This is a genomic window from Edaphobacter sp. FHG110511_03, from assembly GCF_059115365.1.
Map to the genome: position 1 here is coordinate 2,151,870 of NZ_JBZYWL010000001.1, position 22,614 is coordinate 2,174,483.

The 22,614-nt window shown below is 56.0% G+C and carries 14 protein-coding genes; 8 read left to right on the forward strand and 6 right to left on the reverse strand.

Annotation, left to right across the window (positions count from 1 at the left end; all coding sequences use genetic code 11):
* Window positions 1–18: 18 nt before the first annotated feature.
* From metK to AC5S26_RS08800, 3 genes are all read right to left on the reverse strand, one after another.
* On the reverse strand, window positions 19–1,188 hold the full coding sequence (gene metK, locus AC5S26_RS08790) for a methionine adenosyltransferase (RefSeq protein WP_494184627.1): 1,170 nt from the start codon (window positions 1,186–1,188) through the stop codon (window positions 19–21).
* Window positions 1,189–1,420: 232 nt separating this feature from the next.
* Window positions 1,421–4,900: a carboxypeptidase-like regulatory domain-containing protein gene (locus AC5S26_RS08795; RefSeq protein WP_494184472.1), complete on the reverse strand. Its 3,480-nt coding sequence runs from the start codon at window positions 4,898–4,900 to the stop codon at window positions 1,421–1,423.
* Between the two features lie 217 nt (window positions 4,901–5,117).
* Window positions 5,118–5,537 (reverse strand): helix-turn-helix domain-containing protein, encoded by a 420-nt coding sequence (locus AC5S26_RS08800; protein ID WP_494184473.1) that lies wholly within the window; start codon window positions 5,535–5,537, stop codon window positions 5,118–5,120.
* A 301-nt stretch (window positions 5,538–5,838) separates the two neighbouring features.
* Here AC5S26_RS08800 and AC5S26_RS08805 point away from each other — a divergent pair, with 301 nt between their 5' ends.
* From AC5S26_RS08805 to AC5S26_RS08840, 8 genes are all read left to right on the forward strand, one after another.
* A complete protein-coding gene (locus AC5S26_RS08805) occupies window positions 5,839–7,353 on the forward strand; it encodes a hypothetical protein (protein ID WP_494184474.1) in 1,515 nt (504 codons plus the stop codon).
* A gap of 30 nt (window positions 7,354–7,383) precedes the next feature.
* Window positions 7,384–8,475 carry an ABC transporter permease gene (locus AC5S26_RS08810; RefSeq protein WP_494184475.1) on the forward strand — a complete coding sequence of 364 codons (1,092 nt, stop codon included), beginning with the start codon at window positions 7,384–7,386 and terminating at the stop codon, window positions 8,473–8,475.
* A gap of 139 nt (window positions 8,476–8,614) precedes the next feature.
* Window positions 8,615–10,246, forward strand: a complete 1,632-nt coding sequence (locus tag AC5S26_RS08815; RefSeq protein WP_494184476.1) for a glycosyltransferase family protein — start codon at window positions 8,615–8,617, stop codon at window positions 10,244–10,246.
* A 168-nt stretch (window positions 10,247–10,414) separates the two neighbouring features.
* Window positions 10,415–11,500 carry an MlaD family protein gene (locus AC5S26_RS08820; RefSeq protein ID WP_494184477.1) on the forward strand — a complete coding sequence of 362 codons (1,086 nt, stop codon included), beginning with the start codon at window positions 10,415–10,417 and terminating at the stop codon, window positions 11,498–11,500.
* 168 nt (window positions 11,501–11,668) lie between these two features.
* The gene (locus AC5S26_RS08825; protein ID WP_494184478.1) at window positions 11,669–13,729 is read left to right on the forward strand and encodes a M13 family metallopeptidase; all 2,061 of its coding nucleotides are present in this window, start codon (window positions 11,669–11,671) and stop codon (window positions 13,727–13,729) included.
* A 226-nt stretch (window positions 13,730–13,955) separates the two neighbouring features.
* A complete protein-coding gene (locus AC5S26_RS08830) occupies window positions 13,956–15,191 on the forward strand; it encodes a lactonase family protein (protein ID WP_494184479.1) in 1,236 nt (411 codons plus the stop codon).
* A gap of 120 nt (window positions 15,192–15,311) precedes the next feature.
* Window positions 15,312–16,535 (forward strand): lactonase family protein, encoded by a 1,224-nt coding sequence (locus tag AC5S26_RS08835; RefSeq protein WP_494184480.1) that lies wholly within the window; start codon window positions 15,312–15,314, stop codon window positions 16,533–16,535.
* A gap of 61 nt (window positions 16,536–16,596) precedes the next feature.
* Window positions 16,597–17,871, forward strand: coding sequence for a lactonase family protein (locus tag AC5S26_RS08840; protein WP_494184481.1), 1,275 nt, complete (start codon window positions 16,597–16,599; stop codon window positions 17,869–17,871).
* Between the two features lie 48 nt (window positions 17,872–17,919).
* Here AC5S26_RS08840 and AC5S26_RS08845 read toward each other — a convergent pair whose 3' ends face one another.
* From AC5S26_RS08845 to AC5S26_RS08855, 3 genes are all read right to left on the reverse strand, one after another.
* On the reverse strand, window positions 17,920–19,059 hold the full coding sequence (locus AC5S26_RS08845; protein WP_494184482.1) for an acyltransferase family protein: 1,140 nt from the start codon (window positions 19,057–19,059) through the stop codon (window positions 17,920–17,922).
* A 77-nt stretch (window positions 19,060–19,136) separates the two neighbouring features.
* On the reverse strand, window positions 19,137–19,841 hold the full coding sequence (gene pyrH / locus AC5S26_RS08850) for a UMP kinase (protein WP_494184483.1): 705 nt from the start codon (window positions 19,839–19,841) through the stop codon (window positions 19,137–19,139).
* 151 nt (window positions 19,842–19,992) lie between these two features.
* Window positions 19,993–22,563, reverse strand: coding sequence for a TonB-dependent receptor (locus tag AC5S26_RS08855; protein ID WP_494184484.1), 2,571 nt, complete (start codon window positions 22,561–22,563; stop codon window positions 19,993–19,995).
* Window positions 22,564–22,614: the final 51 nt, after the last annotated feature.

Sequence of the window (22,614 nt, forward strand, 5' to 3'; positions counted from 1 at the left end):
CTCTTGTTCTGACAGGTGTTATTTTGCTACGGAAAGCGCTTGTGCCTGTTCCTTGAGTGCAGCGGCTTTATCGGTCGCCTCCCAGGTGAAGTTCTCTCCGCTCCGGCCGAAGTGGCCGTAGGCTGCGGTTGCCTTGAAGATCGGACGGCGAAGGTTGAGGCTCTCAATGATCCCCTTTGGCGTCAGGGAGAAGTTCTTGCGAACCAGCTCCTCCAACTTCTTCTCCTCCACTTTTCCGGTTTCAAAGGTATCCACGAGTACGCTTACAGGTTCGGCGACACCGATTGCGTAGGCTAGCTGAACCTCGCAACGGTCGGCGAGGCCGGCGGCGACGATGTTCTTGGCCACGTAGCGTGCCATGTAAGCTGCGGACCGATCGACCTTGGTCGCATCCTTGCCGCTGAAAGCTCCTCCGCCGTGACGGCCCATGCCGCCGTAGGTATCGACGATGATCTTGCGTCCGGTCAGGCCGGTATCGCCCATAGGACCTCCGACAACGAAGCGGCCCGTCGGATTGATGTGATATTTGGTGTTCTCATCGAGTAGCTTGGCGGGGATGACGGCCTGGATGACATTCTTCAGAATGTCTCCACGCAGCTCGTCGTTGCCCACGGTTTCCGCATGCTGAGTCGAGATGACGATAGCGTCCACACGAACCGGCTTATGGTTGGAATCGTATTCGACCGTTACCTGGCTCTTGCCGTCGGGGCGAAGGTAGGACATGGTGCCGTTCTTGCGGACCTCGCTGAGCTTCAGGGCCAGCCGGTGAGCAAAAGAGATCGCGGTCGGCATCAACTCGGGAGTCTCGTTCGTCGCATAGCCGAACATCATGCCCTGGTCACCGGCACCACCCGTGTCAACGCCCATGGCAATGTCGCCGGACTGCTTGTTGATGGTCGAGATCACGGCGCAGGTGTTCGAATCGAACCCGTAGAGCGCGTTATCGTAGCCAATCGCGGCGATAGTTCCACGTACCAAGCTCTGGAAGTCGACGTAAGCCTTGGTCGTGATCTCGCCGGCAATGACGACCAGACCGGTACAAGTCAGGGTCTCGCACGCTACACGGCTGTACGGGTCTTGAGCTAGGCAGGCATCCAGAATGGCATCGGAGACCTGGTCGGCAATCTTGTCGGGATGCCCTTCGGTGACGGATTCGCTGGTAAAGAGGAAACGCTCGCGTGTAGCCAAATGAAGCTCCTTCAGGGCAGCCTTATCGAGGTCTGCGCCCATGGGTTGATAGAACCCTCTTATTCTACCTGTCATGGGGTGAGCGCATCCAAGATGCGCAGCCATCGGCCTGCTCTTCATTGCGAATGGCAACATCCCGCATTGAATGGGGAAGAATCGAGTTGTATTAAAAAGCAAACAAAAGGCGTTCGCGTAGATGCGAACGCCTTTTGAAATGAGTATTTTGCAGTCTTTAGAAGATGAACTTCGCTCCGAGCTGCAGAATGCGCTTGTCGCGATAGCCGGTGATATTGCCCGCCGCCGAGCTAAAGCCGCTGGCGCTGATCAGGCTTCCGGTACTGATCGTATCCGGGTTGGTGTGGTTGAAGAGGTTGAACGCCTCGCCGCGGAACTGCAGGTGCATCGACTCTGTGATGTTCAGGTTCTTGAACAAGCCACTATCGACACGCCACCAGCCCGGTCCCTGTACAACGTTCCGTTGAGCGTTACCGCCACGAATCTGGCCTGCAGGAACAGCACTGAACGCGTTGATGTTGAACCAGTGGAGACGGTTGTGAATCGGATTGCCGGGCGTACCCTGATTCGGATCGCCGACACGGTCAGGCCTTCCGCTGGAGACGCTAGAGGTCGAGACCACGCCAACTCCAGCTGGATCGAGTCCGCTTGTCGTCACGCTCAAAGGCAGACCGGTGTTGAAGTAGCCGAGGCCCGAGACCTCCCAACCTCCTAGAAGATGTCCAACCAGACCATGCTGCTCGTAGAAAAACGGCAGGTCATAGACTGCGTTGAAGTTGAACATGTGCCTGCGATCCGCCGCTGATGGGCCGTACTCGGCCCCCGGATTGCTTGAGATCTGCGGAGCACCCGTACGGTCGGCATTGGCATTGGTCAGCGCATGCGACCACGTGTAGTTGGCGGCGACAAGCGTGTTGTGCTTCCACTGCTTACGTGCCGAAGCCTGCAACGAGTTGTAGTTACCCATGAAGATCGGCTGGACCGAGTTGATCGCGCTATAGCCCTTGAAGGGGCGAACGCCGTTCAACAGCGCCACGTTGCCGGCTGTCAGAGCAGTGCCCGGGTTAGCAGCAGCCCATGCTCCGACGGGAGCTTGGTTGATGTCGACCAGGCCAATCAGGTGCACCTGCGAGCTGCCGACATACGTGAGCTCACCGAGAACTCCACCGGGCATCTGCTGTTGAACACCCAGCGACCACTGCTGGTTATATGGCGTGTGGAACTTCGGTGAAGTGGCCCGGATGACCTGCGCGCTGTAGTTCGCATTAGCAGCGACGGCGGCAGGATTATCGAAGCTGGTGTTTGAGATCGTCGGTGTGTTGACGAACGGTGGATTCTGGAAGATGTTCTGCTCGTAGATTCCGAACAGCGAGGAGTCGTAAGCGATTCCGTAGCCGCCCCGCAGCGAGGTCTTGCCATCGCCGAAGACGTCAAGAGCAAACCCCAAACGCGGTGCGAAATTGAGGTTGTCGTTTTCAGCGATCTTTGAACCATAAGGTGAGTTCTGACCGTTGATGCTCACACCATTTGTGATGGCCTGTTGCAGGGTAACGCCTCCGTTGGGCGTTGTACCCGTGCACGGAGCTCCCGCCACGCAGATCAAGCCCTTTTGGTCAATCGTCGGAGCGCTGCTCGCGCTGTAAAGCGATGGATCGAAGGTTGTCAGCTGATGGTTGGCATCCGTGGGCTGTCCGAAGTGGGAGTAGCGCACGCCAAGGTTCAACGTAAGCCGTGGCGTTACCTTCCAGTCGTCCTGTGCATAGCCCTCGATCTGGTTCGCGGTCACGCTTGGGGTTACGTCGTAAGACGCCTGCGTGAAGGTGGAGACAAAGCCGGTGAGGAAATTTGCCCAAGCCTGTTGATAAGGCTGAGCTGTCGAACCCTTTGGCAGGTTTCCATTAGAGAAAGTAAAGCTGCCGGCATTAGCTCCGGCATTATTTTCAGTCTTGTTGTAATGGTTGTAGGTCACGCCAAACTTCAACGTGTGATTGCCAAGCGTCTTCGTCACGTTCGCAAAGATATTGTGATTGTGGTTGTAATCACGATACGGACCGTACGTCGTAATGGAGGTGCCGGCAGTAGAGGTGACGAATGTCAAGGCTGGCACACGCGGCAACGTGGAGGTGAAAGGCAAGGTCGGCTTGATGTCCGGTGAATTTGCATTCGCCGCAAGGCCGACCGGATCGCTCAGCAACGCGCCGTAAGAGTAGGCGTACCCTCCATCGATCAGGAATGTGGGAGTGATGACGTAGGTTGCGTGGCCGAGATAAATTCGTCCCGGAGCGTTCGTGTTGGTCGTATTGACGCCGGGGTAACCGCTGCCCTGGAAAAGTCCGCCGGGCTCCTGCGTCGGAATTGAGTCGTTGATGAAACGGAAAAAGACGTTCAGCTTCTGGCCCAGCTGTTGATCGATACGAGCGATCTGCTGGTTTCCGTTGAAGAGGTTGCGCTGCGGTGCCGACACCAGATTGCCTTTGTTGTCGGGTTGTCCAACGTTTGCATAGATGTCTTTCAGATAGGCCTGAGCCAAGGGGCTGGTGATGGCAACGGTCGTCGTCCCAGTGTTTGTGCACGCGCCTGATGCCTGAATCGTATTAGCTGCGGTGCAAACCGGCACTGTGAAATTGCCAGCTCTTTCAGCAAGGGTAGGCACGCCAGCCAGCGTCAGCGGTTTGTAGGTGATGACGCGTCGGAGCTCCTGCGAGAAGAAGAAATAGGTGCCGTGCTTGCGGCCATCGTAGATCTTCGGCAGCCAGACAGGGCCACCGATCGTGTAGCCGAAGTCGTTATAACGCAGCGGGCCACGCGAGGTTGTCTGTTTCGTCGCGCCGGTAGGAGTCGTGGTCAGCTTGTTCAGAACATCGTTCGCGTTGAAGATGTCGTTGCGAACGAACTCATAGGCGCTGCCGTGGAAGTTGTTCGTTCCGGATTTCGTGATGACGTTGATCTGACCGCTGGCGCTGCGTCCAAACTCGGCCTCATAGGTTCCCCGCAACGTCTTGAACTCAGCAATAGCGTCAACCGAAGGGTACGTGAGCAGAGTAGCGTTGGAGCCGCGATCGACGTTATCGGCTCCATCGACGGTCCAGGCGTTTCCGCTGGTTCGCGAGCCGTTGACCGAGAAGTTGACGACGTTTGTTGCGCCGTTCGGGCTCGAATTGCCGATATAGATCTGATCCGCGCCCGAATAGGCCACACCGGGCTGCAGGCCGACGAGCTGTTCATAGTTGCGGCTTGAAAGCACAAGCTCGCGAACCTGCGTTCCATTGATCAGGCCTGCCTGCGTTGCATTCTCCGTGTTGATGGACTGGGTGTCAGCAGTAACTACGACTTCCTGGACAGCCCCAGGCTTCAGTGTGGCATTCATGGTCAATGAATCGTTGACATGCAGCACGATGCCTCGAAACACCTGGTCGCCGAAGCCAGAGGAACTGACCGTAATCTGGTATCCGCCAAGGGGAAGCGTGGTGGCCGTGTAGTAACCGCTGCCGTTTGTTGTAACTTTCCGTACGACCTCGTTGCGATCGGAGTTCAGCAGGGTTACTGTGGCGCCGCTGATAGCGGCCCCACTCGCGTCCGTTACGGTTCCGCTAATACTGCCTAGAACGTTTTGCGCCCGGCTGTTTTGTGCGCCCAAGGTCAAGACTGCCGCCGCGATAAGCATCGCGCGACAGGCAACATGCCTGAATCCCGTCATCACTGTCTCCTCAAGTTGTGCCGTGGACCAGACGGGTTCCGTCCGATCTCTTTTTTTACTAAGAACATTTGGCAGGTATAAGCGCTAGCTCTACCTGCCATGATTTTCTTTATGAAAAGAGAGTTAAATCTTTATACGGGCATTGTCAATCAATTCCTGCGGGGAATCGAAACGTAATTCGTTTTCAGGCAACAGTTAGCGGTTCGGACCCGCCAGATTAGAGAAATAGCCGGCCATGGAGGACATACTTCCATACGCCCCAGCTCAGCACGACCAGCATCCCGATCATGACGGCGATGCCGATCCAGCGAGCATCTAGCCGCGAACCTGCGCTGCCCGAACGGTTTCGCCGGACATTCTCTGCAAATTCCGTCCAACCTTCCTCTTCGCCCTCGGCTCCTATAGCGCGCAGCGTGGCGTCGAATCGTTCAAGCCAGCCCGCTTCTTCCAGCCCCACCGCGCTCAGATAGCTGCGAACGATCCCCTTGCGAAAGACACCCCCGGGAAGCTCAGTGAGGTTGCCTGCCTCGAGCGCCTCGAGATGACGTACCGAGACCTTCGTGACCGCGCAAATGGTCTCGAGCGTAACCTGCCGCCTCTCGCGCTCCATTCGCAACTCGTCGCCGAATCGTTCCATCCCGCCGTGTCCCGCCTGAATTTTATCTGCAAATCTAGGCCATTTTGGGCAGGATAGTACCGGAGCTCCTATCAAGTCAAAGCCTCACAGAAGGCATATTTGACTGGAACCAAAGTAGTTAGATCTCAATTCCCGATTCGGTTTGGCTGAAGAGATTCTTGAGGCTCACTTCTGTGCGGCTATGTTTTGACCGTACCATTTCCGCCTTCTATCATCGAAGGAGGGCTCCAGCGGAAGATGTATTAAGATTCATCTATCCCGTGCGGGCGAACAGGGAAGAGGCGAGGCCAAAAGAGAACGATTGCGTATCCCTTTTCCAATTTACATCCCCCTCCTGAAGGCCGCCGGCTTTGCGGCTTTACTCTTCCTGGTTGAGATTTATCAGGGAACCGCTCCCGCCTTTGCAATTTGCGCATTTATTTTCATAGTTATAGCTACGCTCACCTTTAATCTGGCGGGAGGACTTTCGCGGCCTTCCGGGGCCTATGTCTTTTTCTACGCGATTCTCGCGGTGATCCTAGGACTTGTCTGGAAAGCGATTCTGGGTGAGCCGGCAGACACCAATCTGGCACAGCCAAATCTCACGATGGAGGTCTATGTCGGCAGCATCGCGGCCATGTGGATAGCCGTTGCTGTCAGCAGGAAGCTAGCGCTCAAGCGCCCACTTCTGGGCAACCTCGTAACCCCCGCAAATATGCAGAATGCTGCAGTCGGGTGCATGGTGACCGGCATCACCATGGCTGTGGCTCTGCAAACAGTGGAGGTCCAGCAGGGCAGTGCGCTCAGCGCGCTCAGCCAGATCAATCGATTTCTGCCTCTGGCTCTAATCCTTGGGATCATTTATGAGATCCGTAGAACCGGTGGCAGAAGAAGTGTAAGTTGGATCGTCCTGATCTCCGGGGGAGCGATCTTTTGTCAGGGATTGCTCGGCTTTTCGAAAGAGGCTATCTTCACGCCATTCGCCTGCTGGTTAATCGCTGCAGGTTCACAGGGATACCGATTCTCGAAAGCCCAGATTTTCAGTTTGGTCATCGGAATTCTCCTCATGGGGCACTATCTGGTGCCCTATGCGCAATATGGAAGAAACTTTGTTGAGCCGACGTTTGCGGGGCGAGTTCGCACCAGCGTCGATCTGCTGTCAGATCTTGAAGACACTCGCACGAAGTACGAATCAAGCAGCGCCGACTACTATGACCGACGGATTCAGGGATACTTTGATACCTCGCAAGGGTTGATGGATCGTCTGCAGATGATTTCGCCGGATGATGTCCTCCACGATCTGACTGAGAAAAGAGGACCCATCGGGTCTTTCCCCATCATTATGGAGTTCGAGAATCTCATCCCACACTTCCTGTGGCCTAGTAAACCGGCTGTCAACTTTGGAAACTTTTATGCCCACGAAATGGGTGGGCTTGCCGACGATGACATTACCACCGGGGTCTCGTTCTCTCCCTCTGGAGAGGCGTTCCACGTTGCCCGTTGGATGGGGATTTTTTTCTGGGCTCCCCTGGTGTGGATCCTACTCTTCACGCTCTTCGATTCTCTTTGTGGAGATACCAGGGTTTCTCCCTGGGGACTTTTGATGTGCGCATACTTTGCTCACATCGCGCCGGAGGCGGGGCTTGCAGGAGCCATCTATATGATGGGGCCTATTACCGTGGGCCTGGTTGTAGCCGCCTTTGCCTCTGCCTACGTCATGCCGCTTATAGGAACGCTCTTCAAAGGGCCGAGCCAGGTCACAGTCCACCGCGGGATTCCAGTACGCGGGGTTCCCCGGCGCGCCCGGACGCTTCCGCAACCCGGGATCGGACAATAGCGATCCTCGCTGCCATACACTGGTAACAGCATGAATAAACTCGTAGTCGGCAACCTCGTCCATCGTCCCCTGCGCTCTCTCATCAGCGCTCTTGCCATTGCTATCGAGGTCATCATGATCCTGTCGATCACGGCCATTCTGCTGGGCAAGATCAGCGGATTCAAGGCGCGCCAGAACGGCATTGGTATGGACATGATCGTTCGCCCCGCCTCGACCAATAATTTTATCGGGATGAGTGCTGCCGGAGCCTCGATCAAAGTCGCCGACGTCCTCAGTAAGATTCCCCATGTCGTTGTCGCTGCACCGGTAAACATCCAGCTTACCGGCTCGTTAGACAGTATCTATGGGATTAACTACAAGACCTTCAACGATCTGCTCCCATTCACATTCCTCTCAGGATCCGCATTTCAGGGACCGGATGATGTGATCGTTGACGATTACTCCACGGGGGGGAAGAAGGTCGGCGATACGATCAAGATCCTCGATCACAATTTTCGGATCTGCGGAATCGTGGAGCACGGTAAAGGCGGCCGCAAGTTTATCCCCATCGATACCATGGGGGCATTAAATGGAACTCAGGGCAAAGCCTCGATGTTTTACGTCAGAACGGAGAATCCTCCTCGATACCAGGAAGATATCCGTAAGGCAATTCTGGCTACTTCCGGAATGAGTCAATACGACGTACGTACAGCAGAAGAATATCTTTCGGCTATTTCGCCCACCAAGCTTCCCTATATGAGCACCGCCATCCGTGTCGTTGTAGGGATCGCCCTGGTCATTGGCTTTCTGGTGATCTTCCAGTCGATGTATACGGCAGTGATGGAGCGGACACGTGAGATTGGGATTCTGAAGTCTCTGGGAGCGTCCCGAATTTATATCGTCTCCCTCGTCCTGCGAGAGACGGCGTTGATTGCCGCAGTAGGAATTGCACTTGGCGTTGCTGCAAGTTATCTGTTAAGCTCGGCGCTCAGCGCACGCTTTCCAACGCTGGACTTTGTTATCGATCTGCCCTGGGTATGGAAGTCAGTTCTGATCGCCTTTACGGGTGCTTTGCTTGGAGCTATCTATCCGGCCTATAAAGCCGCGAGCAAAGACCCCATCGACGCACTCGCCTATGAATGACAGGGTGTCTTGGCCGTAAGCTCCTGCATCTTATACAGTCAGCGGAGTTTTGAACCAATTTTGTAAAATGTAGAACTGCTCCTAGGGCGCTTCGTTCATGAAATCTATCTACGATTCTGACCATGGCATGAGGCCAGCGATGACCCGCACTCCCGCTCGTGGGATCGAGCTCTTTCTGCTGCTTATAGCCATTGTCTTTCTCGCATTCCATGCGATGCATCTCCGGGCGGATTTTCCAAATCATTCCCCATGGATGGATTGGGCGAAGTATACCGACGAAGGGTGGTATGGAGACGCGGCCATTCGCCATTTCCAGCGTGGCGATTGGTACGTTGCGGGCGATTTCAACCCGGCCGCCGCTCTTCCCGTGTGGCCATTGCTCGAGTCGGCGATCTTTCGCGTAACCGGTGTCAATGTCGTAGCCGCGCGCGGCCTGACGGTGGGGATCTTCTCTCTGATTCTTCTGTCGGTATATTTTCTTGTTCGACGATGGGAGCAACTGCAATGGGGCGAGTCCCGCAGATCGCTCGCTCCCGCTATCGGGGTTCTTCTACTGGCCGTGAGCCCGTTCTGCTATGTCTTTACCCGCATGGCGATTCTGGAGCCGATGTTGATTCTGCTCACAGTGCTCTCACTGCTGGCCGCATCGTACCTCCCTGGGTCTGAGGATGCGCCTCGAAAAGGCGGATGGGTACGTAGATGCATCCCAATCGTGTCTCTGGGGCTCCTGCTCCCTTTGATGGTTCTTACGAAGACCACCGCGATCTTTCTCCTTCCCTCTATCGCTTGGTTGCTGTTCGCGCGCGCCGGCTACAAGATTCGCACGGCGCTGAAATTGGGAGCTCCCATCGCCGCCCTCGCGGGTTCGCTCTGGGCTGGTTATTACGGGGTGATAGTGCGTCCGCACTTTTTGGGAGACTATCAGTACCTTTTCACGGCGAACACCTCTACAGGGGTTACAAGCCAGAACCTCTTCGAGGTATTGCGCGACAGCTTTGCCGATGGAATGTGGATGGGGCAGATTCTGTATCCTCTTGCCCTCATAGCAGCCCTGGTGGCACTGTTGGTTCGGCCGCGTTGGTTGCGAAATCCTCTGTTGCCATCGCTGCTTCTATGGATTGCCGGATACGCCGCGTTCATTATTTATCATGACAATCTCCAGCCTCGCTATTACCTGGTGATCGTCGTTCCGCTGACATTATTGACCGTGATTGTGTTCGAGCGGGGCTGGCGCGCACGCGGTTCGCTGGCGTTGTTGCGTTCTCCCTTACCTATCGCCTGTGCCGCCGCGCTGATGATCGTGGCAGCGACGGACGCCCGGCAGACGATCAACTATGTTCGGCATCCCGAGTACACCTTCGCCGGTGCTGCCGATCGTATCCGCCAGATCGTTGATTCGGATCATACCCATAATCCATTGGTACTCTCCATCAGCGGCTCGGACCTCTCGCTGATGACAGGATTGCCTTCGATCTGTGACGATTTCGGTACGATGGATCTTTCGGAGCGAGTCCAGGCCTATCGGCCTGGTTGGTACGTTGCATGGAACCAGGTAGACGACGATAAGATGGACGCCCTTACCTCGCTCTATCGCCTGAAACGGGTCGCATCCTTTCCAGCGATGGATGATCCTGAGCGGAATCTCATGATTCTGTATCGTCTGGATCCGATTCCTGCCGAGACTCCGCACAAGTCTCGGCCTCGCACCGTCCCACGTTTCCTCCAGACTGGTTTCAGTCATCGTGACGGTCAGATTGAGGTGCAGCACTAATGGGTCTGCAAGGAATCGAAAACTCCCTGCATCCAGCCGTCGGTACCCCGCATCCATGCTTTAAGCTCGAGGTAATGTATCCTCTGAACTATCAGAGATCTATGTTGCGTGGTCTGATAGAAGTCCGCTTGTAGAGCGGTAGCGAAAGACTGATTCTTAAGGAGAGCTATGCCGAGTCAGCAGGAGGTGAGATGGTCACAGTTGAAGGTAGGCCTCATCGTCCTGGTGGCGTCTGTCGTGCTCGTGACTCTGCTGTTTCTGATGACCAGTTCGGCCGGCTTGGGAATTCTCTCCCACAAACTGACGATCACGACGTATTTCGAGAACTCCGCTGGCTTGAAACCGGGTGCAGCCGTGAATCTGCAGGGCGTAACCATCGGTACAGTCAAGACGGTGACAGTGGTTGCGACTCCGGACAGGAAGCTGACGCCGGTCAGAGTCGTCATGAAGCTGAACGAAAAGTATGCCGATGAGTTGAAGAAAGACTCCAAGGCCTCTCTGACGACCATCGGCGTGTTGGGCGATACAGTGGTCGACATCAACAGCCAGTTTGCCGTGGGTCCCCCGCTTCGCGACGGCGACGAGTTGAAGACACTCGAGACGCCAAGCTTGACCGATGTAGTGAAGGCAAGCCAGGGAACCATCGAGAGCCTTAACGTGATTCTGGCCAAGATGAATACCATCGTCGACAACCTGCAATCGGGCAAGGGCTCGATCGGGCAACTAATTAATAGTCCGGACCTCGCCAATAAGGCGACCGCCACCGTGGACGAGGTGCACAAGCTCACCGTCAGTTTGAACAGCGGCAAAGGAACACTGGGCAAGCTGGTGAACGATCCGTCCCTCTACAACCGTCTCAACGAGACGGTCACAAAGCTGGAGGACATCGCCAATGATCTGGACAACGGAAAGGGCTCTGCAGGAAAGTTACTCAAAGATCCCAGCCTGTATGACAATCTGAACTCCACCCTGAAGCATGCCAACTCGCTGATGGCCGACGCAGATGCGGGCAAGGGAGGCGCTGGACTGCTGCTGAAAGATCCGCAGTTCCGCAAGCAGCTCGATGACACCTTTACTCAGGTCAATCATCTGGTGACTGGAATCAATCAGGGTCGCGGAACTCTGGGCAAGCTGGCGACCGAGGACACGCTTCACACCAACATGAACAATCTGCTTACCAACAGTTCCGACCTGGTCTCTGCAATTCGTCAGAACCCGAAGAAGTATTTGACGATTCGCCTAAAGATCTTCTAAGGCATATTCACCAGCGTTCCTGCGGCCGCCGAATTCGGCGGCCGTTTGGTTTTCCTTTACTCAAGGAAACGCGCCCCACATCCCCACTGAAATCTTTTCTTTGCGCACTGGCGGGAGTAGTGTGGAGATACTGGCGATAAAAGCCTTTGTATCTACTTGAGGAGAGCCATGAACTTTACGTCATTGAAGTTTGTTCTTCCTGCCTTGGCGTTGGCCGCCTGCCTGTTCCCGGCAGCTGCGGAAGATGTCTCCGGGCCAAAGTCCGCACCCAGGAAGCTAACGATCTTCGATCTCTCTGCGATCGACACCTCGGCGGACCCGTGCGCCGATTTTTATCAATACGCATGCGGAAACTGGAGAAAGACCAACCCCATCCCCTCCGACCAGACGCGATGGGGAAGGTTCAATGAGCTCGCAGAGTACAACAACTACCTGCTCTATTCCGATCTGAAGGCAGCAGCGGACGCACCGAAGACTCCGCTCCAAAAGAAGTATGGCGACTACTTCGCCGCATGCATGAACTCTGATTTAGCCGATAAGCTCGGCGCGAAGCCGATTGAGCCGGTTCTTAAGACGATTGCGGGATGGAATGACAAGAAGAAGCTGGCAACCCTGATGGGCGAGACGGAGAATAAGTTCGCCATAGGTTATTTCTTCAACTTCGGTTCAGATCAGGACCAGAAAGATTCAAGCCAGCAGATCGGAGAGGTCGATCAGGCCGGCCTCGGACTTCCTGACCGCGACTATTACTTGAACCAGGACGACCGCTCGAAGAAGATTCGCTCACAGTATCTGGAGCACATGACGAAGATGTTTACTCTGGCCGGCGATACCCCCGAGCAGGCGGCAAAGGAGGCCCAGCACGTTCTTGAGATCGAGACGGCACTGGCGGAAGGCTCCTTGTCCCGTGTGGATCGCCGCAATCCAGCCAATGTGTACCACATCATGACCATCGCGGAGTTACAGTCGCTGACCCCGGACTTTGACTGGAAGGTCTACCTCGGGGCAAAGAAACAGAACGGGCTCAAGACGGTAAACGTGGTGTCGCCCGGTTTTTTCAAGACGATGAATCAGCAGATCGATTCGGCCGAAATGGATGGGGTGAAGAGCTACCTGCGCTGGCACACCATTCATCGGTACGCAGCCAGTCTCAGCGATGCCTTCGTGGCAGAGAACTTCCACTTCTATGCGGAGACCCTGGCGGGGCAGAAAGAAATTGCTCCCCGCTGGAAACGATGCACCCAGGCTACGGATCGTGCGCTCGGCGAAGCCGTCGGCCAGGATTGGGTCGCGAAGAATTTTCCTCCCGCAGCCAAAGAAAATATGGAAAAGCTGGTCAAAGCACTCGAGGCGGCGCTTGACCAGGACATTCAGCACCTGGATTGGATGAGCGATGCCACCAAAGTCAAAGCGAAGGAGAAGCTCGATGCCTTTCGCGACAAGATAGGTTATCCGGACAAATGGCGAGACTACTCCTCCGTGAAGATTGAGCGTGGGAACTACGTCGGAAATGTGCAGCAGGTGGCTGCTTTCGACGACAGGCGCGACTTGGCCAAGATCGGTCAGCCCGTCGACGAAAAGGAGTGGAGCATGACCCCGCCCACGGTTAACGCCTATTACAACTCGGCGAAGAACGACATTAACTTTCCCGCAGGAATTCTGCAGCCGCCGTTCTACGACTTCAAGATCGATCCACCGGTCAACTTTGGCGGCATTGGGGTCGTCATCGGCCACGAGATGACCCATGGCTTCGACGACCAGGGCAGCAAGTACGATGCAAAGGGAAATGTCCGCAGCTGGTGGACCGAGGAGGATCGCAAGAAATTTGACGAGCGCACGGGCTGCGAGGTGAAAGAATACAGCGGCTTTGAGGTGGCTCCGGGACAGAACCTGGATGGCAAACTGACGCTGGGAGAGAACACCGCCGATAATGGCGGGCTGCGTCTCGCCTATCAGGCATTGATGAGCACGCTCGCCGAGCAGAATGCATCGACCACCGCGAAGCTCGACAACTACACGCCTGCGCAGCGCTTCTTTTTGGGCTACGGGCAGGTGTGGTGCGAAAACGTGACCGAGCAGGCAGCGCGGTTGAGAGCGAAGACCGATCCGCACTCTTCAGGGCGCTGGCGAGTCAATGGAGCCGTACAGAATTTTGAGGAATTCGGCAATGCCTTTGGCTGCAAGGTGGGCCAGCCCATGATGCCGGCCAACGCCTGCCGCGTCTGGTAGTTCGTTTCGCTTTGGCATCTGTCCCATGAAGCAAAGCCGGGCTCGCCCCGTTTTTTGCTTCATGGGTGATTCCCGTGGCCGGAAGTGGCGCAAAGTCGCCGCTCCTTCTACAATGTCCAAAGGAATTTATCCCTAAAGAATTGCTCGCAATAGGCGGCGTCAAGGTAGCCGGCGCCGGCGAGGATTAAGGAAGCGCATGAAGTTGAGCAGGATTGGCCGGGTTTCAATGGCCTTGGTAGTTTCCGTTGCAATGGGTCTGGGCATGACGGCGTGCGGTGGCGGCACAGTCGCTTTTCTGTGGGTGCTTGGCACGCAGTTTAACCAGATTGCAGGATTCAAGGTCGATAACTTTTCAGGCAATCTCACCCAGGTGGTGGGCTCGCCCTTTAGCTCCAACGGCACCAATCCCATCTCCATCGCGGTGAAGCCAGGCGGGCGGTACGTTTACGTCGTGAACAAAGGAGTCGCAGCTACCACCACGACTCCGGCGACTCCGGGGAATATCGCCCTCTTCAGCGTTGGCGGAGACGGCGTCCTGACCTTCCAGCAGACTTATACCAGTCGCGGAGGAACACCGGTTTGGGCTATCACCGACTCTACCGGCGGCTTTCTCTATGTCCTCGACTCGCTTTATCCGGATACTCCCGAGTACCCGAACCCAAACCACCTGGGAGCCATCACTGTCTTCGCCATCGATCCAAATACTGGGCGCTTGCAGCTGATTCCCAATCAGCAGTTCAAGGATAGCAATCAGACGCAGTTGACCTTCTTCCCGGTCGGGCCTTCGCCGACGATGATGGTTGCCACTACTGGTTGCGTTTTTACGATCGATACAGGCGATCAGACTGTATACCCCTTCGCTTCTGGAGCTAACGGACAGTTGACCGTAACCGCGAACGGGCCTACCGCCACAGGCGCAGGCAATATCACCTCGATCAGCACCGCCAAAGGCTCCGTGTACCTGACTGACGCTGCGGCAACCGCTGACAGCCTTGGCGGGCGCATTCTTCCTTACACCATAGGTACAGGCTCGGCCTGCTCCTTGAACACGCTTACCGGCGGGCCTGTCAACAACCTGCCAACCAGCTCAAACCCGGTCTACTCGATGGCAGATAACACCGGAAAGTATCTGTACGTCCTCAACCGCTCTTCGCTCGATCCGACGAACAAGGCCAGCTCCATCTCCGCGTTCAGCATCGATCCCACGAGTGGAAAGCTGCAGTTCCTTGGTACGGGCGGAAGTCCGTTTATTGGTAACCCATATCCTGTGGGTGCCGGGCCGACTTGCATGGTTGAAGATCCCACAAACCAGTGGGCGTACACCTCGAATAACATCGATGGAACAATCACCGGTAAGAGAGTCTCTTCCACCTCTGGCGAGCTAAGAGAGTTGCCGCGAAATTCGACATTCCCGACAATCGGTCAGCCAACCTGCATGGCGCTTAGCCCGAACGTTAACTAATCAGCACGGGATGTCGGCTCACAGGACCATCTGCTCCTTTCTCGATTGGGGAGGGGAGCAGATGAGATAGCCGATTCCTCCCGCTAGGCAATTGGATCGGTATTTGGAGTAAGGAAGCACATGAGGTTGAAAAAGATGGGCCGTGGAGCGTTAGCCTCAATTGTATCCGTGGCGATGGGGCTTGGCCTTACGGCATGCGGCCGCGATTATACAGTCGGCTACGTCTACGTCACCACAGCGCAGGGTACGGCGGGGCTGGTCAACGGCTACAAGGTGGATTATCAGCAGGGCTATCTCGTCCAGCTCGCGAACTCTCCTCTGCCTTCCGGAGGAAAAAATCCCGTCACTGTTGTTGCGTCGCCGGATCACAAGAGCATCTACGTCGTTCATCGTGACGATTCAAATGTGGTTCACTTCCTTATCGGAACCGATGGCAAGCTCTACCCACAGAAGACCTACAACATTACCGGGAGCTTTGCCACCGATGCTTCCATCGACGCAGCAGGCAAGTTTCTCTACGTAACCTATACCTATCAGAACACCCTCCTTCCCGATGGCTCCCAGCAGCAGCTCTATACGCCTGCCAATCCGGGTCCCGGTGGTGTCACGATCTTTGCCATCAACCCGGATGGCACGCTAGGTACTTCCCCCGCCACGTTCCCTCTGGGACGTGCTCCGGTAAAGATCTCGGCAACAAGCCCGAATCATTTCGTCTACGTAATCGCTCAGGACGCTGAGACCTCTGCGAATCTCTTCGGATTCACGGAGAATGCGGATGGGTCCTTGAGTGCTTTGCCTGGGGTAACGATCAATCCCGGCAATGTAGTCTCCACTGGCTTCCAGTCTGGCCAAACTCCTGCGGGGATCCTCGCCGATAGCTCGGGAGCCCACCTCTACGTCACCGACCAGGCATTGAATGACGTAATGGCATACTCGATTGCCGCCAATGGCATACCGAGCCTGATCGCCACGACAAGCACAGATTCAGCGCCCGCTGGCCTCACCATCGACGGAAGCGGCAAATACCTCTACATCGCAAGTGCAGGGGCCGGCGCAATCAATGGATATACCTTCGGCGCCAATGGCGAGCCCATTCGTTCCAGCGTCTCGGGAAGCGTACAGGTTGGAACCGGACCAACATGCCTCTCGATGATTGGAGCTCCCAGTACGGGTGAGCCGACCCACGCGACCTACCTCTATGCGTCCAATGCGTTGAGCAGTAGCATCTCGGGAACCCAGATGAATGCTGCGGACGGACGTCTCATACAGGTACAGAGAACCCCGTTCGGAGCGAACGCTTTACCTTCCTGCCTCGTGGCAGTGCCTGCAATACCGGGGCGCTGATCTTTCGGGCCTGAAGATAGAATGAAGCAAGACGGCGTGATCCGCCGGATGAAGGAAGAGGATGAGTTTGACAGGAAAGATCTTTGAGTCGACGCACACGGACAAGGTCGCAATGCCGGCCTCCAGAAAGGCCTCATTGAGGTCGCGGTTTGCTTCGGCGCTGCTGCTGACCGGTGCACTCGGTTTGACCGCCTGCACTCGTAACTATACGGTGGCGTATGTCTACGCAACCGCCCAAAGTGGCGGAGTCAATGAGTATGGGGTGGACTATCAGTCCGGAGCGTTGGTTCCCATCTCAGGGTCGCCAGTCGCAGCCGGTACGAATCCCGTAAAAATTACCGCATCGATCGACGGCTTGTTCATCTATGTCTTGAACCAGGGCGACTCGAAAGTTCAGGAGTTCTCGGTCGAAAGCGATAGCGGCAAATTGACCTCAGTGAATACCTATCCCACCGGGAACCACCCTACGGCATTGTCGATGGACCCGACCGGGAAGTTTCTCTATGTCACCTTTACCTATCAGCCGGGATACTCTGACGCGAACCCCGGCCCTGGCGGTGTAAATATCTTCCCCGTCAATGCCGATTCTTCACTTGGGACGCCGCTCGTTCAGCCGCTTGGCAATAATCCGGTGGATGTAACGACCACAAACTTCGATCACTACGTCTACATCATCGATGCGGAGCCCGCGGTTGGCTCGGGATCGCAAGTAGGCTGGCTTCTCGCCTTTTCTCAGAACGCCACCTCAGGAGCTCTGACGCCAGTCGGCAAGACCAACATCTCGACCGACACGACCGGAAAGACGGTCGCTACCGGATATGGGGCGGGGACCAGCCCCAGCGCGATCGCAGCCGATCCGACCGCACGCTGGGTTTATGTAACCGACCGCGCAACCAATCAGCTCTATGGAAATATCGTGACCGCCGGTGGCCTGCTCACGCCAATGCAGAATTCGCCATTCGCTACCGGTCTGCTTCCGGTCGCGGTCACGGTGGATCCACGTGGCAAGTACATGTATGTTGCCAACTTCAATGACAACTCCGTAAGTGCATACGCGATCGATCCATCAACTGGAGCCCCCGTCGGCGCAGTCGGATCCAGTTCCACTAAGGTAGGAACCGGGCCAACCTGTATAAGCATCGAGCCTGCATTGGGCGTGTACACGTACACCTCGAACAATCTGGACAACACCACGTCCGGCCTGAAGTTGGATGCTCATAACGGTACGCTACAGAACGTACAGAACACGCCCTTCCCGGCGGCCGGAATTCCTACTTGTGTCGTGGCGGTTGCAAACGCATCGCGAGGGCATGCGACCCAGGTCGTGAATCCATAATCTCCGTCAGATGTTCTGAGGGCCTCGCTTCGGCGAGGCCCTTTTTTTTCATGCAACGTTCCGTCGTGAAGAAGGAGGGAAGCGGTTAAGGATGGCTTTGCGGATGGGATTCTCGAAGAAGCGATAGATGAAGATCGAAAGCCCGACGAGCACGGCATACGAGATCCATGGATCGAGCGCCGTGACATGGAGCCGTTCTGGAAGATGAGTGCTATGGATCAAGATGAAGACGTTGAAGTGGAGCAGGTAGAGACAGTAGCTGCTCTCCCCGACCAACAGGAGAGGTCCCCACGAAAAGATGCTGGAAATCGCGTGTTTGCCGCTCAATCCAAAGACCAGTGCGCCAAATAACGGCAACAACAGCCCGCCATGCAGGATGAGATACGGTACACGTTCCGAGGCGAGATAGAAAAACAACCCAAGCCCGATAAGGGATGCAGCCGCGATGAGCATCCGCCTCCGTTCGGAGATGGATGTCATCAACTGCAGTCTTGAAAGCGCGATTCCCGAGAGGAAAGTCGCGGCGTAGGGAAGCGGTGTGTATTTCAGAAAGCGAACCAGCGTCGTTGACGTATAGCGGTCCACTGGAGAGGAGAGGTGGTCCGGATTCACCCAGAGATAAAGCGCTACTGGTGCGAGATCGATGATCCAGAGCGCAAAAAGCGTCAGCACGAGACGCGAAGGCCTGCGGGGCCACGGAAGCCGGATGAGCCACGGAAAGGCAGCGTAGAAGGCCATCTCGCAAGAGAGCGTCCATGCGACGGTGTTCCAGAAGGTAGCCAGCGATGGGCTCCATCCCTGGAGTAATACCGGGGTAAGCGCAACTCCCTGCCAGAATTCTGTTGTTGAGCGCACATGCCATTCGAGATCAAGCACAGGCAGCGAGATCAGCAGGACAAGCAGGTAGACAGGATAGAGGCGCGAGAAGCGAGCCATCCAGAAATCGCGCTTCACCAGATTCGCGCCACGATCGAAGTAGTTATACGAGAGGATGAATCCGGAGATCAGGAAGAAGACGTTGACGAAGACGAATCCGTGCTCAACGAAGGGGCGAATAGGTCCGAGGTGCGGCGGAGTGAAGTGAAACAGGACGATGTTAAGAGCGAGCAGGGTGCGAATGCCTGTCAGAGCAGGTAATGATGGCTTACGTGCCGGTTTAACCAGCGGCGTCGTTGCTGTGGAGGCCAAATTCCTATCGTCCCTAGGGAGTGTTAACGCGCTTTCAAGATGTTTGATGCGGGGAGGTTCCGAAAGCTACCGCGACGTCAAGCGGTGACGAGCGAGCCGATCTTTTCCCCGGCTACAACGCGAACGATATTCCCCTGCTCCCGCATGCTGAAAACCATCATCGGCATATTGTTGTCGCGGCACAACGATACGGCTGTCGTGTCCATTACGCCCAGATTGAGGCGCAGGATGTCGTTATAGGTGATCTGTTCAAATCGGGTTGCTTCAGGGTCCTTCTTGGGATCGGCCGAGTAAATGCCATCGACCGAGGTGGCCTTGAGCAGGATGTCGGCCTTGATCTCCATCGCGCGCAGTGCGGCGGCAGTGTCGGTGGAGAAGAACGGGTTTCCGGTTCCGGCGGCGAAGACGACAATGCGGCCCTTCTCAAAATGGCGTATGGCGCGACGGCGGATGTAGGGTTCGGAGACCTGGTGCATCTCGATGGCGGACATCACCCGGCAGAAGATCCCGCGCTTCTCGATCGCGTCCTGCAATGCGATGGCGTTAATCACCGTCGAGAGCATTCCCATGTGGTCGGCAGCCACGCGGTCCATGTCGATGGCCTGTTGGGCGACTCCGCGGAAGAAGTTTCCTCCTCCGACGACGATTCCGATCTGGCAGCCGAGAGCGTGAGCGGATGCGATCTCTTCGGCTACTTTATGGATGAATACGGCATCGATACCGAAGCCACGGCCTGCGGCCAGGGCCTCTCCTGAGAGCTTAAGGAGGACTCTTTTATACATGTCAGGTTCAAGTATCGCATGGGCAAATCGAAATAGCGGCCATGCTCCTGCATGACTTTGCCTCATTTAGGCAGAGCGGCGGAAGGCTGCCGCTGCGCCCCTTTTCGGCTGTCTGTAGCCGTACTCCGAATCTATCCCAAAGTATATGAATCTAAAAGGAATAGCGGATCTGCCCGCTGAAGCTGCGTGGAGTCAGAAAGTGAGTCCCCGAGAAGGTGGAAAGAAAATTGTATAGCCCGTCGACATTTGTAAGATTTACGACCTCGAACCTCAGACCAACACTCTTCTTGTCGAAGCGCAATAGATTGTCCTGTCCGAATGAGAGAGCGACTGTATTTCTCACTGCGATGCGCGGAGGATTTCTGTCGTCGTTCTCTGTGCCGGCGGGTGGAATTCGAATACGGGTGGAGCCCAGGCCGGCAGAGCAAGAGCGTATCGGGCTGGTCGTACTGGCCGTCACTGAGCCGCAATACAGCCCCATCTGTCCCTGCTCGTCACCGGTCAGTCGGAGGGCAGTAGCGTAGTCCGGAACAGCAACAGCAACCAGGCCACCGTCATAACGGTAGGAGAGCGCTGTCCACGGTCCGCGTCGGCCAAACTGGTATCGCGCATAGAGATTCAACGCAAGCCCCTGATCATGGTCCGGCCGGGCGATATTGCTGTACGGCGGACTGAAGCTGACTCCTCCAATCTCAGGGCCGAAGAGCCGGGAGCGGACGTGGCTTGCGGTGAAGTAGCCAGCAAAGCCATGTGTCGGCGCAACAGAGACACGGAAGAGCGCACCGTCAATCTTTGATTTCCGAAACTGCGTTGGAAATGTCAGCGGACTGTTGAGCAGAACGTCGAAGTCATACGCTCCATAGGTGAACTTCCATAAGTACTCGGCGCTGAACGAGACCTTGTCCGAGATCTTGCTCTCAAAGCCGACGTTGAACTGATTGCGGCTTCCCGTCTTCAGGACTCCGGAATCAACCGCGCCCAGGGCTCCTGCCGTTGATCCCGGGCCGTTCGAACTGGCGACGATGAGGTTCTCGTTATAGGGAGTCAGGAAGACCCTCGAATAGGCTAGGTGGAAGACGGTGTGCAACGCAGAAGATGTATACGCGCCTCCGACACGGGGCTGAAGAGCATTGCTGCTTGTCAGCCCGTTATAGTTATCGAAACGAAGTCCGAGGTTCAGGGTAAAGTCTCTGAGGCGAATGCTGTCCTGTCCGAAGACAGCCTCTTGCTTGATATCAGTCTTCCCCTGAAAGCTGTAAAGGCTCCCGCGACGTGTAAGGTCGATTGTCGCCAATCCCGGCAGGTACCTGGGATTCTGCACAAAACCTCCGGCCGTGCACTGGGATGGATCGGTATAAACAGGATCTGGCAGCGGTGCGCCATTCGTACCCAGGCAGGGACTGTTGTATCCAGGGTCCGTCAACCCAGTCATGAACTGCTCAGCAAGAAAGGTATGCTTCCACTCCGCGCCCACTACTGCAGTGTGGTGTCCACGAGAGTAGTTGAACTCGGTGCGAACTCCAGCGCTCGTCAGGCGCCGCGCTTGCGACAGCGTCGCCGGTGTGTCCGAAAAGATATCGTCAGATGGCCGATAACGAATCTTATCCTGGCGTACCCAGAGATTCGTCTGGTTGAATGCAGACCCGCTAAACGTTCGCAGCATCGAAGGAGCGATATTGAAGCTCGTGATCGTCTGCCGCTGATTCTGGCCGATAGCATTCTGATCAAAGGTATTCGGTGTTTGAAACCACGATCTGCTCGCACTGGTGTTCAGCTGCAAAGCAGTCCTGTCAGTGGCTTTATAGTCCAGTCGCTGGATAATGTTCTCGGCGTTTCCGTTGGCATGGAGCGCAGCCAGCTCCGGTGTGTCGAGAAACCGTCCGCTGTTGATTCCGTCCACCGCCGTAAAGCTTCCGAAACGTGCTGATCCGAAGCCAACATTGCCACTAACCTGGGTTGTTCCGAAGCTCCCCTGAGAGAAAATAACGGAACCCGCGGGGCGCCTCTGATCCAGCCCGGAGCGGGTTTGCGCGACGATAACCATGCTGGTCTTGTCGCCAACGTCCGCCTGCGGAGAGCCCTCGCGGACCTCCATCGACTGCAGGGCATTCAGAGAGATCTGCGTGGAAAACGTGCGGCTCTGTTGATCGGTAATGGGCTGGCCGTCGATAACAAAGGACGCCTCGGCATGATCGCCCAGGGGATGGAAAGAGCCGTTCGAGTCGGCAGCGACCCCGGGTGTCGTCATCGTAATCAGCGAGCTCAGTGGTGAGCTCACACTCTGGCTGGGAATGCGTTCAATTTGCTCCGGTGTGATATCGACATGCGCCGGCTCCGCGGGATCAAGCTCTTGCGCGTTCACGATCACCTCAGTTTGAACAGCTTCCGCCGCCAACCGGAAATCCAGGTGAAGCGGAACTCCCATGTAAGTGACATCGTGAGTCGTCGGCGCGAATCCTGGAGCCTGTGCTGTAACACGGTAGGTGCCCGCACTCAGCTGCAGGAAGAAAAAGGCTCCGTCGGCACCGACCTTTATGCTTCGTTCAGCCCGCGAGCTGCGGAAGACCGTGGTGACTGTTGCAGGGCTCACAACCGCGCCTGTAGCGTCAGTAACGTTCCCAGAGATTGCAGCCGAGGTGCCGCTCTGTGCCGCCAGGAACACTGGACTGGCAACAAGCAAAGCAAAGAGAAAACCTTTGGTTAAAGTCCGCGACGGCTGCATGAGAGTTCTCAAAAATACAATTTAGGTGTGTCTAAATAATTTTTAGATTAG

Bases quoted from the DNA above. Each gene is read 5' to 3' on its own strand.
- AC5S26_RS08795 (WP_494184472.1), bottom strand. From the start codon at position 4,900: ATGACGGGATTCAGGCATGTTGCCTGTCGCGCGATGCTTATCGCGGCG.
- AC5S26_RS08800 (WP_494184473.1), bottom strand. From the start codon at position 5,537: ATGGAACGATTCGGCGACGAGTTGCGAATGGAGCGCGAGAGGCGGCAG.
- AC5S26_RS08810 (WP_494184475.1), top strand. From the start codon at position 7,384: ATGAATAAACTCGTAGTCGGCAACCTCGTCCATCGTCCCCTGCGCTCT.
- AC5S26_RS08815 (WP_494184476.1), top strand. From the start codon at position 8,615: ATGACCCGCACTCCCGCTCGTGGGATCGAGCTCTTTCTGCTGCTTATA.
- AC5S26_RS08820 (WP_494184477.1), top strand. From the start codon at position 10,415: ATGCCGAGTCAGCAGGAGGTGAGATGGTCACAGTTGAAGGTAGGCCTC.
- AC5S26_RS08825 (WP_494184478.1), top strand. From the start codon at position 11,669: ATGAACTTTACGTCATTGAAGTTTGTTCTTCCTGCCTTGGCGTTGGCC.
- AC5S26_RS08830 (WP_494184479.1), top strand. From the start codon at position 13,956: ATGGCCTTGGTAGTTTCCGTTGCAATGGGTCTGGGCATGACGGCGTGC.
- AC5S26_RS08835 (WP_494184480.1), top strand. From the start codon at position 15,312: ATGAGGTTGAAAAAGATGGGCCGTGGAGCGTTAGCCTCAATTGTATCC.
- AC5S26_RS08840 (WP_494184481.1), top strand. From the start codon at position 16,597: ATGAGTTTGACAGGAAAGATCTTTGAGTCGACGCACACGGACAAGGTC.
- pyrH (WP_494184483.1), bottom strand. From the start codon at position 19,841: ATGTATAAAAGAGTCCTCCTTAAGCTCTCAGGAGAGGCCCTGGCCGCA.
- AC5S26_RS08855 (WP_494184484.1), bottom strand. From the start codon at position 22,563: ATGCAGCCGTCGCGGACTTTAACCAAAGGTTTTCTCTTTGCTTTGCTT.